Annotated in this window: 10 protein-coding genes; 5 read left to right on the top strand and 5 right to left on the bottom strand. The window is 72.4% G+C overall.

Features of this window, described 5'->3' with window-relative positions; translation table 11 throughout:
* On the top strand, positions 1 to 587 hold a 587-nt coding region (locus ABD946_RS22735), incomplete at its 5' end, for a winged helix-turn-helix domain-containing protein (protein WP_345286421.1).
* The gene (locus ABD946_RS22730) at positions 577 to 2,085 is read left to right on the top strand and encodes a sensor histidine kinase (protein ID WP_345286419.1); all 1,509 of its coding nucleotides are present in this window, start codon (positions 577 to 579) and stop codon (positions 2,083 to 2,085) included. The genes ABD946_RS22735 and ABD946_RS22730, both read left to right, overlap by 11 nt.
* A 19-nt stretch (positions 2,086 to 2,104) precedes the next feature.
* Here the strand turns inward: ABD946_RS22730 and ABD946_RS22725 are convergent, their stop codons facing one another.
* Both ABD946_RS22725 and ABD946_RS22720 read right to left on the bottom strand, forming a co-directional pair.
* Positions 2,105 to 3,445, bottom strand: a complete 1,341-nt coding sequence (locus ABD946_RS22725) for a DUF2252 domain-containing protein (RefSeq protein WP_345286417.1) — start codon at positions 3,443 to 3,445, stop codon at positions 2,105 to 2,107.
* 160 nt (positions 3,446 to 3,605) lie between these two features.
* Complete coding sequence (locus tag ABD946_RS22720) at positions 3,606 to 4,607, bottom strand: asparaginase (RefSeq protein ID WP_345286415.1); 1,002 nt, start codon at positions 4,605 to 4,607, stop codon at positions 3,606 to 3,608.
* A 191-nt stretch (positions 4,608 to 4,798) separates the two neighbouring features.
* Here ABD946_RS22720 and ABD946_RS22715 point away from each other — a divergent pair, with 191 nt between their 5' ends.
* Positions 4,799 to 5,254 (top strand): Lrp/AsnC family transcriptional regulator, encoded by a 456-nt coding sequence (locus ABD946_RS22715; RefSeq protein WP_345286413.1) that lies wholly within the window; start codon positions 4,799 to 4,801, stop codon positions 5,252 to 5,254.
* Positions 5,255 to 5,281: 27 nt separating this feature from the next.
* Here ABD946_RS22715 and dnaE read toward each other — a convergent pair whose 3' ends face one another.
* A complete protein-coding gene (gene dnaE / locus ABD946_RS22710) occupies positions 5,282 to 8,842 on the bottom strand; it encodes a DNA polymerase III subunit alpha (RefSeq protein WP_345286412.1) in 3,561 nt (1,186 codons plus the stop codon).
* Positions 8,843 to 8,912: 70 nt separating this feature from the next.
* Positions 8,913 to 9,809, bottom strand: coding sequence for a LysR family transcriptional regulator (locus ABD946_RS22705; RefSeq protein ID WP_345286410.1), 897 nt, complete (start codon positions 9,807 to 9,809; stop codon positions 8,913 to 8,915).
* 71 nt (positions 9,810 to 9,880) lie between these two features.
* On the opposite strand from ABD946_RS22705, the gene ABD946_RS22700 reads away from it, so the two are divergent.
* Complete coding sequence (locus ABD946_RS22700) at positions 9,881 to 10,744, top strand: dihydrodipicolinate synthase family protein (RefSeq protein ID WP_345286408.1); 864 nt, start codon at positions 9,881 to 9,883, stop codon at positions 10,742 to 10,744.
* A gap of 297 nt (positions 10,745 to 11,041) precedes the next feature.
* Complete coding sequence (locus ABD946_RS22695) at positions 11,042 to 12,070, top strand: aspartate-semialdehyde dehydrogenase (protein ID WP_345286406.1); 1,029 nt, start codon at positions 11,042 to 11,044, stop codon at positions 12,068 to 12,070.
* 57 nt (positions 12,071 to 12,127) lie between these two features.
* Here ABD946_RS22695 and ABD946_RS22690 read toward each other — a convergent pair whose 3' ends face one another.
* Positions 12,128 to 12,886, bottom strand: a complete 759-nt coding sequence (locus ABD946_RS22690; RefSeq protein ID WP_345286404.1) for a hypothetical protein — start codon at positions 12,884 to 12,886, stop codon at positions 12,128 to 12,130.
* Between the last annotated feature and the right edge of the window lie 250 nt (positions 12,887 to 13,136).

The raw sequence follows: 13,136 nt of genomic DNA, 5'->3' as shown, positions 1-13,136 counted from the left end.
ACGGGCGGGACGGCCTCTGGGCCGCGTCCGAGCGCCCGTACGCGGCGATCGTGCTCGACGTGATGCTGCCCGGCCTGAACGGCTACCGGGTCTGCGACCGGCTGCGCCGGGCCGGCGTGGAGACCCCGATCCTGATGCTCACCGCCAAGAACGGCGAGTACGACGAGGCCGAGGCGCTGGACACCGGCGCCGACGACTACCTGGCCAAGCCCTTCTCCTACGTGGTGCTGGAGGCCAGGCTGCGCGCGCTGCTGCGCCGGGGCGGCGCGGCCAAGGGCCGGACGGTGCTGCGGGTCGACGACCTCTGGCTCGACCCGGCGGCGCGGACCTGCGGCCGGGGCGAGGAGCGGATCGAGCTGACGGCCAAGGAGTTCGCGGTGCTGGAGTGCCTGGCGCAGCGGGTGGACGAGGTGGTCCCGAAGATCGAGGTGGTCGACCAGGTCTGGGACGCCAACTACGAGGGGGACCTCAACATCGTGGAGGTGTACGTGAGTTCGCTGCGCAGGAAGATCGACGCACCGTTCGGCCGGGAGACCATCACCACCGTGCGCGGAGTCGGCTACCGGCTGGTCGGCCGTGCGGCCTAGCGCGGCGGCCTGGGCCCGGGGGCACCGGGAGGTGGTCGCCGCACTGGCCACCGGGGCGGCGGCGGCCGGGTTCGTGCTGCTGGCGGTGGCCCCGACGGCCCTCAAGGGCGACCTGCGGCCGCCGGAGGGCATGGCGGAACTGCGCGCCGTGAACCACTTCGACCCGCTGCTCGGGCCGGTCGGCCTGCCCGGGCCGCTGCTGATGGGCGTCCTGGTCGCGGGGGTGGCCTGGGTCGCCGCCCGCTGGGCGGCCCCGGCGCGCGGCCCGCAGGCCGCGCTGCTGTCCGGGGCCGCGGCCGCCCTGCTGCTCTGGGGTGACCTCCGCTGGCTGACCGCCTACGACTCGCTCTACCCGTTCGTGGTCGAGGCGGTGGCCGAGTGGGGACCGCGGGCCGCCGCTCCGCAGTTCGGCGTGGTGGTCGCCCTGGTGACGCGCTTCGCCCTGGCGCCGCTCGGCCGGGACGCGCCGATGCGGGCCCGCTCGGCGATGCTCGCCGCGGCCGCCGCCATGGTGCCGATGGCCGTCGTCTCGCCGGTGCTGTGGAACCTGGACCTCCAGTTCACGGGCGTCGGGTACGAGACCTTCAGGATCTACTGGATGGCGGAGGTCGGGATGCCCACCATCGCCCTGGTGGTGGGCACCACGGCCTGGCTGACCGCGGGCCGGGCGCTGCGCCCGGTGGAGGCGATCCGGCGCGGGCTGGCCGAGCTGAGCGTCCGTTCGCTGGACCGGCGGGTGCCGGTGCCGCGCAGCGGGGACGAGCTGACCAAGCTGGCGGTCACCACCAACGAGATCCTGGACCGGCTGGAGCACTCGGCGGAGCTGCAGCGCCGGTTCGTCGGCGACGCCTCGCACGAGCTGCGCAGCCCGATCGCCAACCTCCGCGCCTCGCTGGAGGGTTCGCTCGCCCACCCGGCCGGGGTGCACTGGCCGCAGGTGGTGCGGGAGGCGGTCGGCGACATCGAGCGGCTGCAGCGGCTCACCGACGACCTGCTGCTGCTCAACCGCCTGGACAGCGGCCCCGGTGCGCCGGCGGGTCGGTCGGCGGGCGGGCCGGTGGACCTGACCGGGCTCGTGCTGGACCTGGTCGAGGAGTACCGGCACCTGCCCCGCGCCGCCCGCCTGCGGATCAGCTCGGAGACCGACGGGCGGGCCGAAGTGGTCGGCAGCGCCGTGCAGTTGGAGCGGCTGATGCGCAACCTGCTGGACAACGCCTGCCGCCACGCGGACCGCGCCGTCGCCGTCCGGCTGGCGGTCGAGGACGGCGCGGTCCGGCTGGAGGTGCGGGACGACGGACCCGGCATCCCGGAGGCGGACCGGGAGCGGGTCTTCGAGCGCTTCACCCGGCTCGACGACGCCCGCACCCGGGCGGTGGGTGGCTCGGGCCTCGGGCTGCCGATCGCCCGTGAGATCGCCACCGGCCACGGCGGCACCCTCGTGGTGGCCCCGGGGGAGGGCGGAGCGGTGCTCACCGTCCTTCTCCCGTCCGGGAGTTGATCCGCGAGGGGGCCGCGGCTCAGCCCAGGCCGGGGATCCGGCCGTTGCGGAACAGGTCGACGAAGATCTGGTGGTCCAGCCGGGCCCGGTCCCCGTAGGCGTGGGCGAACTCCACCAGCATGTCGGCGAAGGCCTCGCCCCGGCCGCCGATCGCGGCGTCGATAGCGTGCTCGGTGGAGAACGGCACCAGCCCGTGGCCGCTGGAGGAGACGTCGGCCGCCGCGTGCATCCCGGCGGTGGCCCGGCCCAGGTGGGTCACCACGTCGAGCAGGTCGGCCGCCTCGGTGAGGTCGCTCCAGTCCAGGTCCGAGGAGTACGGGGAGACCTCGGCGACCAGCATCCCCTGGCCCCGGAAGGTGGTCCAGCCCAGCCACGGGTCGCTGTGCGCCTGGAGCGCCCGCTGCGAGATGACGGTGCGGTGGCCCTCGTGGGTGAAGAACTCCCGGATCGCCGGGTCCGTCACGTGGCGCGAGACGGCCGGGGTCTGACCCTGCTTCAGGTAGATGATCACGTCGTTCTCGAGGGCGTCGGTGTGGCCCTCCAGCAGCACGTTGTACGAGGGCAGCCCGGCGCTGCCGATGCCGATGCCCCGGCGCCCCACCACGTCCTTCACCCGCAGCGCCTCCGGCCTGGTCCGGGTGGCCGGCGGCAGGGTGGTCAGGTACTGCTCGAAGGCGGCCAGCACCTCGCCCTTGGTCTCCTCGTCCAGCGGGATGGTGCCGCCGCCGGAGCGGAACCGGCGCTCGTAGCCGTCGATCACGGTGTCCTGCTCCAGCAGCGCCACCCGGGTCTGCAGCCGGGCCCGGCGCAGCGTCTCCAGCAGCGGGCCCTCGGCCGTGTCCAGGGTGTACGCCTCGGCCTGGTCGCCGGCGGCCAGCGCGCCGATCCGCGCCCGGTAGGCGTCGGCGAAGGCGCGCACCAGCTCGGAGATGGTCCGGTCGGAGAGCGCCTTGGCGTAGCCGAGCAGCGCCAGGCTGGCGGCGAGCCGCTGCACGTCCCAGGTGAAGGCGCCGACGTAGGCCTCGTCGAAGTCGTTGACGTTGAAGACCAGCCGGCCCTCGGAGTTGAGGTACGTGCCGAAGTTCTCCGCGTGCAGGTCGCCGTGGATCCAGACCCGGCTGGTCCGGGCGTCCAGGAACGGCGTGCCGTAGGCCTCGAACGGAGCCGTCGTCAGGTCCGCGTAGTACAGCCCGGCGGTGCCCCGGTAGAAGGCGAAGGCGGAGGCGGCCATCTTGCGGAACTTCACCCGGAACGCCGCCGGGTCCTCCGCCAGCAGCCGGCCGAAGGCGGTGTCGAACACCCGCAGGATGGTCTCGGCCCGCTCGGGTTCGCGCTGGGCGGCGTTCTGCTGCTGCGGCATGGCTCTCGGTGTCCTCTGCGGTGCGTCGCCTGGTCCTGATCGGGATGACGCCACAGTATGCGGACGGGTTCCCACGCGTCGGCCCCCGGCGGGTGACCGGGGGCCGACGTGGGGGTGAACGGGGGCGTGCCGTGGCGCCTACGCAGCGCCTGCACAGCGCCTACGCGGCGGCGAGCACCGGTGTGTCGGCGGCCAGCGCCTGCCGCAGCAGCGCCGTGCGGCCCTGCGGTCCGTCCGCGCCGAGCACGGCCGACAGGACGGCGATCCGGGCCTGACCGGCCCGCAGGGTGCCGGTCGGCACCGCGCCGGCGGCGACCAGGTCCACCGCGCCGCCGTGGGTGTAGATCTCGGCCACCGGGCCGGACTCCACCCGGGTGGTCAGCGCCACCAGCACGCCCGCCGCGGTGGCCTCGGCGACCGCCTCGACGAACTCGGGGGTGGCGTTGCCCGCACCGGTGGCGACCAGCACCACGCCCTGCGCGCCGGCCGCCAGCGCGGCCCGGAACAGCACCGGGTCGGCGTCCGAGTGGTGCATCACCAGGTCGATCCGGGGGGAGCTCGCCGGCAGCTCCGGCACCGCCAGCGGGACGGGACGCCCGGGCTGACGGAGGATCACCGCGCTGCCGAAGCCGACGTCGCCCACCCGGTGGCCGGAGGGGTCGGCGAACGCGTCCGGCGCCAGGGTCCGCACCTTCACGGTCCCGCGGGCGGCGTGCACCTTGCCGTCGAAGACCACCAGCACGCCCAGGCCGCGCACCGTGGCGGCGGTCAGCAGCGCGTCGTACAGGTTCCCCGGGCCGTCGCCGTCGGCCGTGCCCATCGGCAGCTGCGCGCCGGTGAACACCACCGGGCGCGGGTCGTCGTGGTGCAGGTCGAGCAGGAAGGCCGACTCCTCCAGGGTGTCGGTGCCGTGGGTGACCACGATGCCGTCCACGCCCGGGTCGGCCAGCACCTCGTGCACGGTGCGCAGCAGGGTCAGCTGGTGACGGGTGGTCAGCCGGGGGCTGTTCACGCTGAACAGGTCGACGACCTCGACCTCCACGCCCTCGGGCACGGCGGCGGTCTCCATGACCTCCGCGCCGTCCGCGTCGGCCGCGTACCCCGCTCCCTGCCAGCGGCTGGCGATGGTGCCACCGGTGCTGATCACGACGATCCGTGCCATGGCTGCCTCCTGGGCTTGGGTGCGCGGCGGGAAATGGGGAGCAGCCCGGACCCTGGCTGTTCGCCTGGGCCGGGCTGCCGTGTCGGTCTCCGCTGTGGCGGAACGCTCATCGCAAGAATAGGCGAATCGCCGCGCAATCGGATCGCCAATTCTTGCCTGACCTGACGTACAGCGGGGCATAGGATTGCGCCATGGACCGCATCGACCGTGACATCTTGCGCGAGCTCCAGCGCGACGGCAGGCTCAGCAACCAGGAGCTGGCCCAGCGGGTCGGCCTCACCCCCTCGCCCTGCCTGCGCCGGGTCCGCCAGCTGGAGGAGGACGGGGTGATCGAGGGCTACCGCGCCGTGGTCAACCCGGAGGCGGTGGGCCGGGGCTTCGAGGTGCTGGTCTCGGTCGAGGTCCGCCGCGAGCGGGAGGCGGTCGAGGCCTTCGAGGCCGCCCTCCAGGACATCCCCGACGTGATCGAGGCCTACCGCCTGTTCGGCAGCCCCGGCTGCCTGCTCCGGATCGCGGTCGCCGACCTCAAGTCCTACGAGCGCCTGTGGATCGAGAAGCTCACCACCCTGGTCGGCGTCACCGAGGTCAACTCCCAGATCATCATGAAGCGCGTCAAGGCCCCGACCGGCCTGCCGGTGTCCGGCTGACCGATCGGGGCCTCGAATGTCCTGCCGCTACAGCGCGTTGCTCCAGGCGGAGGGGCCGAGGAGGGTCTTGACCTCGGAGGCGAAGGCGCCGTTGTCGGGGTTGACCAGGAAGCCGAGCTCGAAGAGCGTGTTCTTCTCGCGCGAGGTGGTGAGCAGGCGGACCGGGACGTCGCCGGGGTGGGCGCGCAGGGCGCTCTTGAACTCGGAGACCATCTCGGGGTTGACCCGGTTGGACGGGACGGTGATCAGGATCGGCGGCTTGCCGCCGTGCTCGGCGGAGGAGACGTCCAGGGTGGCGATCTCCTGGCCGAAGACGCTGAGCGCGCCGTCGCGTTCGTTGAGCCGGCCGCGGATCGAGATCACGTTGTCCTCGACCATCTGCTCCGACATCAGGTTGTAGGCGGCCGGGAAGAACAGCACCTCGACCGAGCCGTCACGGTCGGCCAGCGTGATGATCGCCCAGGCGTTGCCCGCCTTGTTGATCCGGCGGTCGACGGCGGTGATCAGGCCGGCGAGCCGGACCTCGCCCTCGGAGCGGCCGGAGCCGAGCAGTTCGGCGATGGAGACGTCGCGGTTGCGGGCCAGGATGTGCTCGGCGCCGTCCAGCGGGTGGCTGGAGACGTAGAGGCCGAGCATCTCCCGCTCCAGCGAGAGGAGTTGCTTGCGCGGCCACTCCTTCTCGGTGAGCTCGAAGTCCAGCCCGATGGTGGGGATGTCCTCGCCGGTGTCCATCGCGCCGAACAGGTCGTCCTGGCCGATCGCCTGCTGCTTCTTGACGCCGGTGACGGCGTCGATCGCGTTCTCGTGCACCGAGTTGAGCGAGAGCCGGGTGTGCCCGAGCGAGTCGAAGCCGCCGGCCTTGATCAGGGAGTCGACGGTGCGCTTGTTGCAGACCACCAGCTCGACCTTGTCGAGGAAGTCCGCGAAGGAGGCGTACTTCCCCTTCTCCTTGCGGGTGTTGACGAGCGACTCGATGACCGGGACGCCGACGTTGCGGACGGCCTTGAGGCCGAAGCGGACGTCGGTGCCGACGGCGGTGAAGTCGACCACCGACTCGTTGACGTCGGGGGAGAGGATCTTGATGCCCATCGCCCGGCACTCGGCCAGGTAGACGGCCATCTTGTCCTTGTCGTCCGCGACCGAGGTCAGCAGGGCGGCCATGTACTCGGCGGGGTAGTTCGCCTTCAGGTAGGCCGTCTGGTACGAGACCAGGCCGTACGCGGCGGAGTGCGATTTGTTGAAGGCGTAGCCGGCGAACGGGACCAGCACGTCCCAGACCGCCTGGATCGCCTCGTCCGAGTAGCCGCGCTCCTTGCAGCCCGCGTGGAAGGGGACGAACTCCTTCTCCAGGACCTCCTTCTTCTTCTTGCCCATCGCGCGGCGGAGCAGGTCGGCCTGTCCGAGGCTGTAGCCGGCCAGCACCTGGGCGGCTCGCTGCACCTGCTCCTGATAGACGATCAGGCCGTAGGTGGGGCCGAGGACCTCCTTGAGCGGCTCCTCCAGCTCCGGGTGGATCGGCAGGATCTCCTGCTGCGCGTTCTTGCGGAGCGCGTAGTTGGTGTGCGAGTTCATGCCCATCGGGCCCGGGCGGTACAGCGCCGAGACGGCGGAGATGTCGGCGAACTCGGTGGGCTTCATCAGCCGCAGCAGGGCGCGCATGGGGCCGCCGTCGAGCTGGAACACGCCGAGCGTGTCGCCGCGGGCCAGCATCTGGTAGGTCGTCGGGTCGTCGATCGGGATCTTCTCGATGTCGACGTCCGCGCCCCGGTTGGACTTGATGATCTTGAGGCAGTGGTCGATGATGCCCAGGTTCCGCAGACCCAGGAAGTCCATCTTGATCAGGCCCATGGCTTCGCACGACGGGTAGTCGAAGCCGGTGATGATCACGCCGTCCTTGTCCCGCTTGTGCAGCGGGATCAGTTCCAGCAGTGGCGTGGAGGAGAGGATGACCGCCGCGGCGTGCACGCCGGTGCCGCGGATCAGACCCTCGATGCCCAGGCCGGTGTCGATGATCTTCTTCACGTCCGGCTCGTTGCCGTACATGTTCCGGATCTCGGTGCCCTCGTTGTAGCGAGGGTGCTTCTCGTTGAACAGGTCGGCGAGCGGGACGCCCTTGCCCATCACGTCCGGCGGCATCGCCTTGGTGATCCGGTCGCCCATCGCGAACGGGTAGCCCAGGATGCGGTTGGCGTCCTTCACGGCCGCCTTGGCCTTGATGGTGCCGAAGGTGTTCACCTGGGCGGTGTACGCCTCGCCGTACTTGTCGGTGACGTAGCGCACCATCTGGTCGCGCTGGCGGTCGTCGAAGTCGATGTCGACGTCCGGGGGGTTGATGCGCTCGGGGTTCAGGAAGCGCTCGAACAGCAGGTCGTGCTCCAGCGGGTCCAGCTGGGTGATGCCGGTGAGGTACGCCACCATCGAACCGGCCGCCGAACCACGGCCGGGGCCGACCGAGATCCCGTTGTCCCGGCCGTACTGGCAGATGTCGGCGACCACGAGGAAGTACGCGTCGAAGCCCATCGGGGAGATGACGCCCATCTCCAGCTCGATCCGGTCCAGCACCTCCTGGCTCGGGTTGTCCCCGTACCGGTGCTGCACCCCCTCGGCGATCTTCTTGCGCAGGTACGAGGCCTGGGTCTCGCCCTCCGGCACGTCGAACTGCGGCATCCGGTCGACGTAGTTGAAGACCTCGTCGTACGCCTCGATCCGGGAGGCGATCTCCAGGGTGTTCCGGCAGGCCTCGGGGAGCTCGCGGAAGAGCTCCTGCATCTCGTCGGCGGTCTTGATGTAGTAACCGGTGCCCTGGAACTTGAAGCGGTTCGGGTCGTCCTTGTTCTTGCCCACGCCGACGCAGAGCAGCGAGTCGTGGGCGTCGGCCTGATCGGCCGTCACGTAGTGCGAGTCGTTGGTGGCCAGCAGCGGGATGTCCAGCTGCTTGGCCAGCCGCAGCAGACCGTCCCGGACGTCGCGCTCGATGGACAGGTCGTGGTCCATCAGCTCCAGGAAGTAGTTCTCCCGGCCGAAGATCTGCTGGTAGGCGTCGGCGGCCTTGACGGCCTCCTCGTACTGGCCGAGCCGCAGGCGGGTCTGCACCTCGCCGGAGGGGCAGCCGGTGGTGGCGATGATCCCGGCGGCGTTCGCGGCGATCAGCTCGCGGTCCATCCGGGGCTTCATGTAGTAGCCCTCCATCGACGCGAGGGAGGAGAGCTTGAAGAGGTTCCGCAGACCGGTGGCGTTCTGCGCCCACATGGTCATGTGGGTGTAGCGGCCGCCGCCGGAGACGTCCTTGCCGCCCTCGCCGTCCGCGCTCACCTCGCGCTTGCCGCCCGGGGCCCAGAAGACCGGCTTCTTCTCGAAGCGGGAGCCGGGGGCGACGTACGCCTCGATGCCGATGATCGGGGTGACGCCGTCGAACTTCTTCGAGGTCTGGAAGAACTCGTACGCGCCGAACATGTTGCCGTGGTCGCTCATCGCGATCGCGGGCATGCCCTGCTTGGCCACCTCGCCGAACAGCTTCCCGTTCTTCGCAGCTCCGTCGAGCATCGAGTACTCGGTGTGGACATGCAGGTGAACAAAGCTGTCGGCCACGGTGGGACGGCTCCTCAGACTAGACGGAAGACCCCACCCTAGCGCGGTCCGCAGACGGTCGCGGTCACCGTCACGGAGCGTCTTCGGACGGTCCGCGAAGGTCCTCCGGAAGGGCCTCGCGGACCGCCGAGACGAAGGCCGCGACCGCTGGGTGGCGGCCCGCGCCGGCCCGGAACGCGGTCCTGGTGCGGCGGGCCATCGGCAGCCTGGTGAGCTGGACGCCGGGGGGTGCGGGGGAGGCGCCGAGATGCGGGACGAGGGCCACGCCCTGGCCCACCGCGACCAGCGCGAGCACCGTCGCGAAGTCGTCGATCTGGTGCGCGATCAGCGGGGTGAAGCCGGAGGCCTGGCAGGCCCGGACCACCATGGTGTGGCAGAGCGTGCCGTGCGGGGAGACGATCCACCGGCTCTCCCGGTGGTCCGCGACCGCCCCCGGCGCGGGTGCGGCCAGGTACATCGGCTCGGTGAACAGCGGCTCGGCCGCCAGCCCCGGCTCCGGGTCGGCCGGCACGAAGTCGTACTCGTGCACCAGGGCCACGTCCAGCTCCCCGGCCCGCAGCATCGCCGCGACCAGCGCCGGGTCGACCTCCGTCACCATCGGCACCAGCCCGGGGTGCTCGCGGGCCAGCGCGGCGAGCGCGCCCGGGATGATCGCCCGGGCCGCCGACGGGTAGGTCCCGATACGCAGCGGGCCCGCCAACCCCCGCCGGGCGTCGGCCAGTTCGGCCGAGGCCTGCTCCAGTCGCTCCAGCACCGCCTCGGCGTGCCGGACCAGGTTCAACCCGGCCGGGGTGAGCGCCACCCGGCGGCCGGTGCGCTCCAGCAGCGGCACGCCCGCCTCCCGCTCCAGCACCGAGAGCTGCTGGGAGACCGCCGAGGCGCTGAAGGCCAGCGATTCGGCGACGGCGGCGATGGTGCCGCGGTGGGCCAGTTCACGGAGCAGCCGGAGGCGGCGGACGTCGAGCACAGGCTGAGCTTACGCAAAGCCTCGGAAATCAGAACTGGACCTGACGAGCCGTCGGGGGAGAGGCTCGGAGCATGGAACTCCACGGCATCCACGTCCCGCTGATCACCCCGTTCGAGGCCGACGGCACCCTCGCCCTGGACGCTCTCGACGGGCTGGCCCGCGAGGCGCTCGCCGAGGGCGCGGCCGGACTGGTCGCGCTCGGCACCACCGCCGAGGTGGCCACCCTCGACGAGGACGAGAAGCGGGCCGTGGTCGAGGTCTGCGCCAAGGCCGCCCGCGACCACGGCGCGGTGCTCACCGTGGGCACCGGCGGCAACGACACCCGCCGCACGGTGGCCGCGCTCGGCGAGCTGGCCGGGGTGGCCGACGCCGCGCTGGTCACCGTCCCGGCCTTCACCCGGCCCGGCGCTGCGGGCGCGCTGGCGCACTTCGAGGCGCTGGCGGCCGGCAGCCCGGTGCCGCTGATCGTCTATCACATCCCCTACCGCACCGGGCAGGCGCTGGACGCGGAGGCGCTGCGCCGGATCGGCGCGCTGGAGGGCGTGGCCGGGGTCAAGTACGCCGCGGGCGGCATCGACGGCGAGACCGTCGCACTCCTCGCCGACCTGCCGCCCCGCTTCGCGGTGCTGGCCGGGGACGACCCCTTCCTGCTGCCGCTGCTCGCGATGGGAGCCACCGGCGGCATCCTGGCCTCGGCCCACCTGGCCACCGGCTCCTTCGTGGAGCTCACCGCCACCGGCGACCGCGCCCTCGGTCTGCTCCTGGCCCGCCTCTCGGCGGCCTGCTTCGCCGAGCCCAACCCGACCGTCATCAAGGGCGTGCTGCACGCCCGGGGCCGCATCGCCACCCCGGGCGTGCGGCTCCCGCTGCTCCCGGCCGGGCCGGAGTCGGTGGCCGCCGCCCTGGCCGCCCTGGAGGCCGTCGGAGACCGCTGAGGCCTCGCGGGGTGCGTCCGTCGGGGCGCGAGGCCCCGTCGGCCGCCCGCGCCCGCCGCCTGACGGTCCGTGAGCCGACCCGGTATCGGATTTTCGCCCGGACGGATTCTTCCAGCACCGCAGCCCGCCCACCGGCGAATCCGGGGTGCCCGGTCACCGTGGCCGCCGGTTTTCCGTTGCCGCGCCCAGGGGCCCCGCCCACCCAGTGGAATGCGGTCCCACCCCACCCGTCCGACCAGGCATGATGGGCGGAGTGTGCGGACTTCTGATCGAGCACAACACAGGAGGAGTAACCCGATGAGGATCGGCATCGTTGGTGCCACCGGCCAGGTCGGTGGAGTCGTTCGCGGCATTCTGGCGGAGCGCAAGTTCCCGGTGACGGAGCTGCGCCTGTTCGCCTCGGCCCGTTCGGCCGGCAAGACGCTGCCGTGGCAGGACGGCGAGGTCACCGTCGAGGACGCCGAGACCGCCGACTACTCCGGTCTGGACATCGTGATCTTCTCGGCCGGCGGGTCCACCTCCAAGGCGCTGGCCCCCAAGGTCGCCGCCGCCGGCGCCGTGGTGATCGACAACTCCTCGGCCTGGCGCCGCGACCCCGAGGTCCCGCTGGTGGTCTCCGAGGTCAACCCGGACGCGATCGCGAACCGCCCCAAGGGCATCATCGCCAACCCGAACTGCACCACCATGGCCGCCATGCCGGTGCTGCGCCCGCTGCACGACGAGGCCGGCCTCGCCGCGCTGGTCGCCACCACCTACCAGGCCGTCTCCGGCTCCGGCCTGGCCGGCGTGGCCGAGCTGCACCGTCAGGCCTGCGAGATCGCCGAGCAGGCCGACCAGCTGGCCTTCGACGGCGAGGCCGTGAAGGCCAGCAACCCGGGCGTCTACCAGCGCCCGATCGCCTTCAACGTGGTGCCGCTCGCGGGCAACCTGGTGGACGACGGCTCCTTCGAGACCGACGAGGAGCAGAAGCTCCGCCACGAGTCCCGCAAGATCCTCGGCATCCCGGAGCTCAAGGTCTCCGGCACCTGCGTCCGGGTCCCGGTCTTCTCCGGCCACTCGCTCCAGGTGAACGCCCGCTTCGACTCCCCGATCAGCGTCGAGCGCGCCTACGAGCTGCTCGCCGAGGCCCCGGGCGTGGAGCTCTCCGAGATCCCCACCCCGCTCCAGGCCGCCGGCAAGGACCCGTCCTACGTCGGCCGGATCCGGGTGGACGAGACGGTGGAGAACGGCCTCGCGCTGTTCCTCTCCAACGACAACCTGCGCAAGGGCGCGGCGCTGAACGCGGTCCAGATCGCCGAGCTGGTGGCCGCCGAGCTCCAGGCCTGACACCTCGTCAGCGCTCCCCCTCCCGCGCGGTACTCCCCGTGCGCCCCGTGGTGCCGGTCAGCCGACGCTGACCGGCACCACGCGCGAGAGCGCCTCGCCGACCCACGCGTCGCCGGGGTAGTACCACTGGAAGGCCCCGGACTCCGCCGCCGGGACGGTCGCCCCCACCGTCCCGTCCGCCTGCGCGTAGGCCTCCGCGACGGTGGTCCAGACGTCGCTCCAGGCCGCGCGGAACTGGAGGCGGACGAGTCCGCCCGGGTAGGCGTGGTACCGCTGGTCCTGCCAGGAGGCCCGCTCCAGCCGGCCGGTGACCTTCAGCTCCTCGCCGGGCGCGGCCCGCCCGGTGACCCCGCCGAGGTCCAGCCGGGTCGCCTGCTTGATCGAGAAGCCGCCCGCGGTCTGGTTCACGTACCGGTCCCCGTCCCGGGCCCGCACCTTGAGGTCGACGAACCAGGTGCCGGCCTCGTCGTCGAAGATCTCCCGCCGCGTCGGACGGACCGTCACCGTCCCCCGGCAGGTGGTGGCCGTGCCCTCCGCCGTGCACTCCAGCGGGCTGACCCCGAGCACCCCGTAGCGCGGCCCCCAGACCCCGATCGGGCCGACCGAGGCGATCCCCGAGCCGTCACGGGCCGTCAGCACCAGCGGCACCGCGGCCCCTTCGGCGGCGCCGAGCACGATCGGCCGTCCGTCGTTGACCGAGACCGAGGTCACCGTCGTGTCGCCGCGCGAGGCGTCCACGCCGACCTTCGGGGCCAGCAGGACGGCCCCCGCCGCCAGGGCCGTCACCAGGTACAGCACGACTCTGGTCTTCCGCATGATCGTTCCAGTATGACCGGTGCCGCCCCGGCCGCCGGTGAAGCGGCGGGTGACGCGCCACGCGGCCCGACCGGGGCGTCATCGGTGCGTGTGCGCGCGGGTGCGCTCGCGCGGGCGCCCGGCGAGGCGGAACGGTTCGCCGGGCGATCGGGGGGTAAAGAGTGCCCACCGGCGGTGCGAGCCCGACCGCCGGCCCGCTGCCGGAGCGGGCCCCCACAGCCTCCACCCCCGCCCGGCGGCCTTCCGGAGG

The organism is Kitasatospora albolonga (genome assembly GCF_039535905.1).
Classification (GTDB): Bacteria; Actinomycetota; Actinomycetes; order Streptomycetales; family Streptomycetaceae; genus Kitasatospora; species Kitasatospora albolonga.
This window is presented reverse-complemented; position numbering and strand designations above follow the sequence as displayed.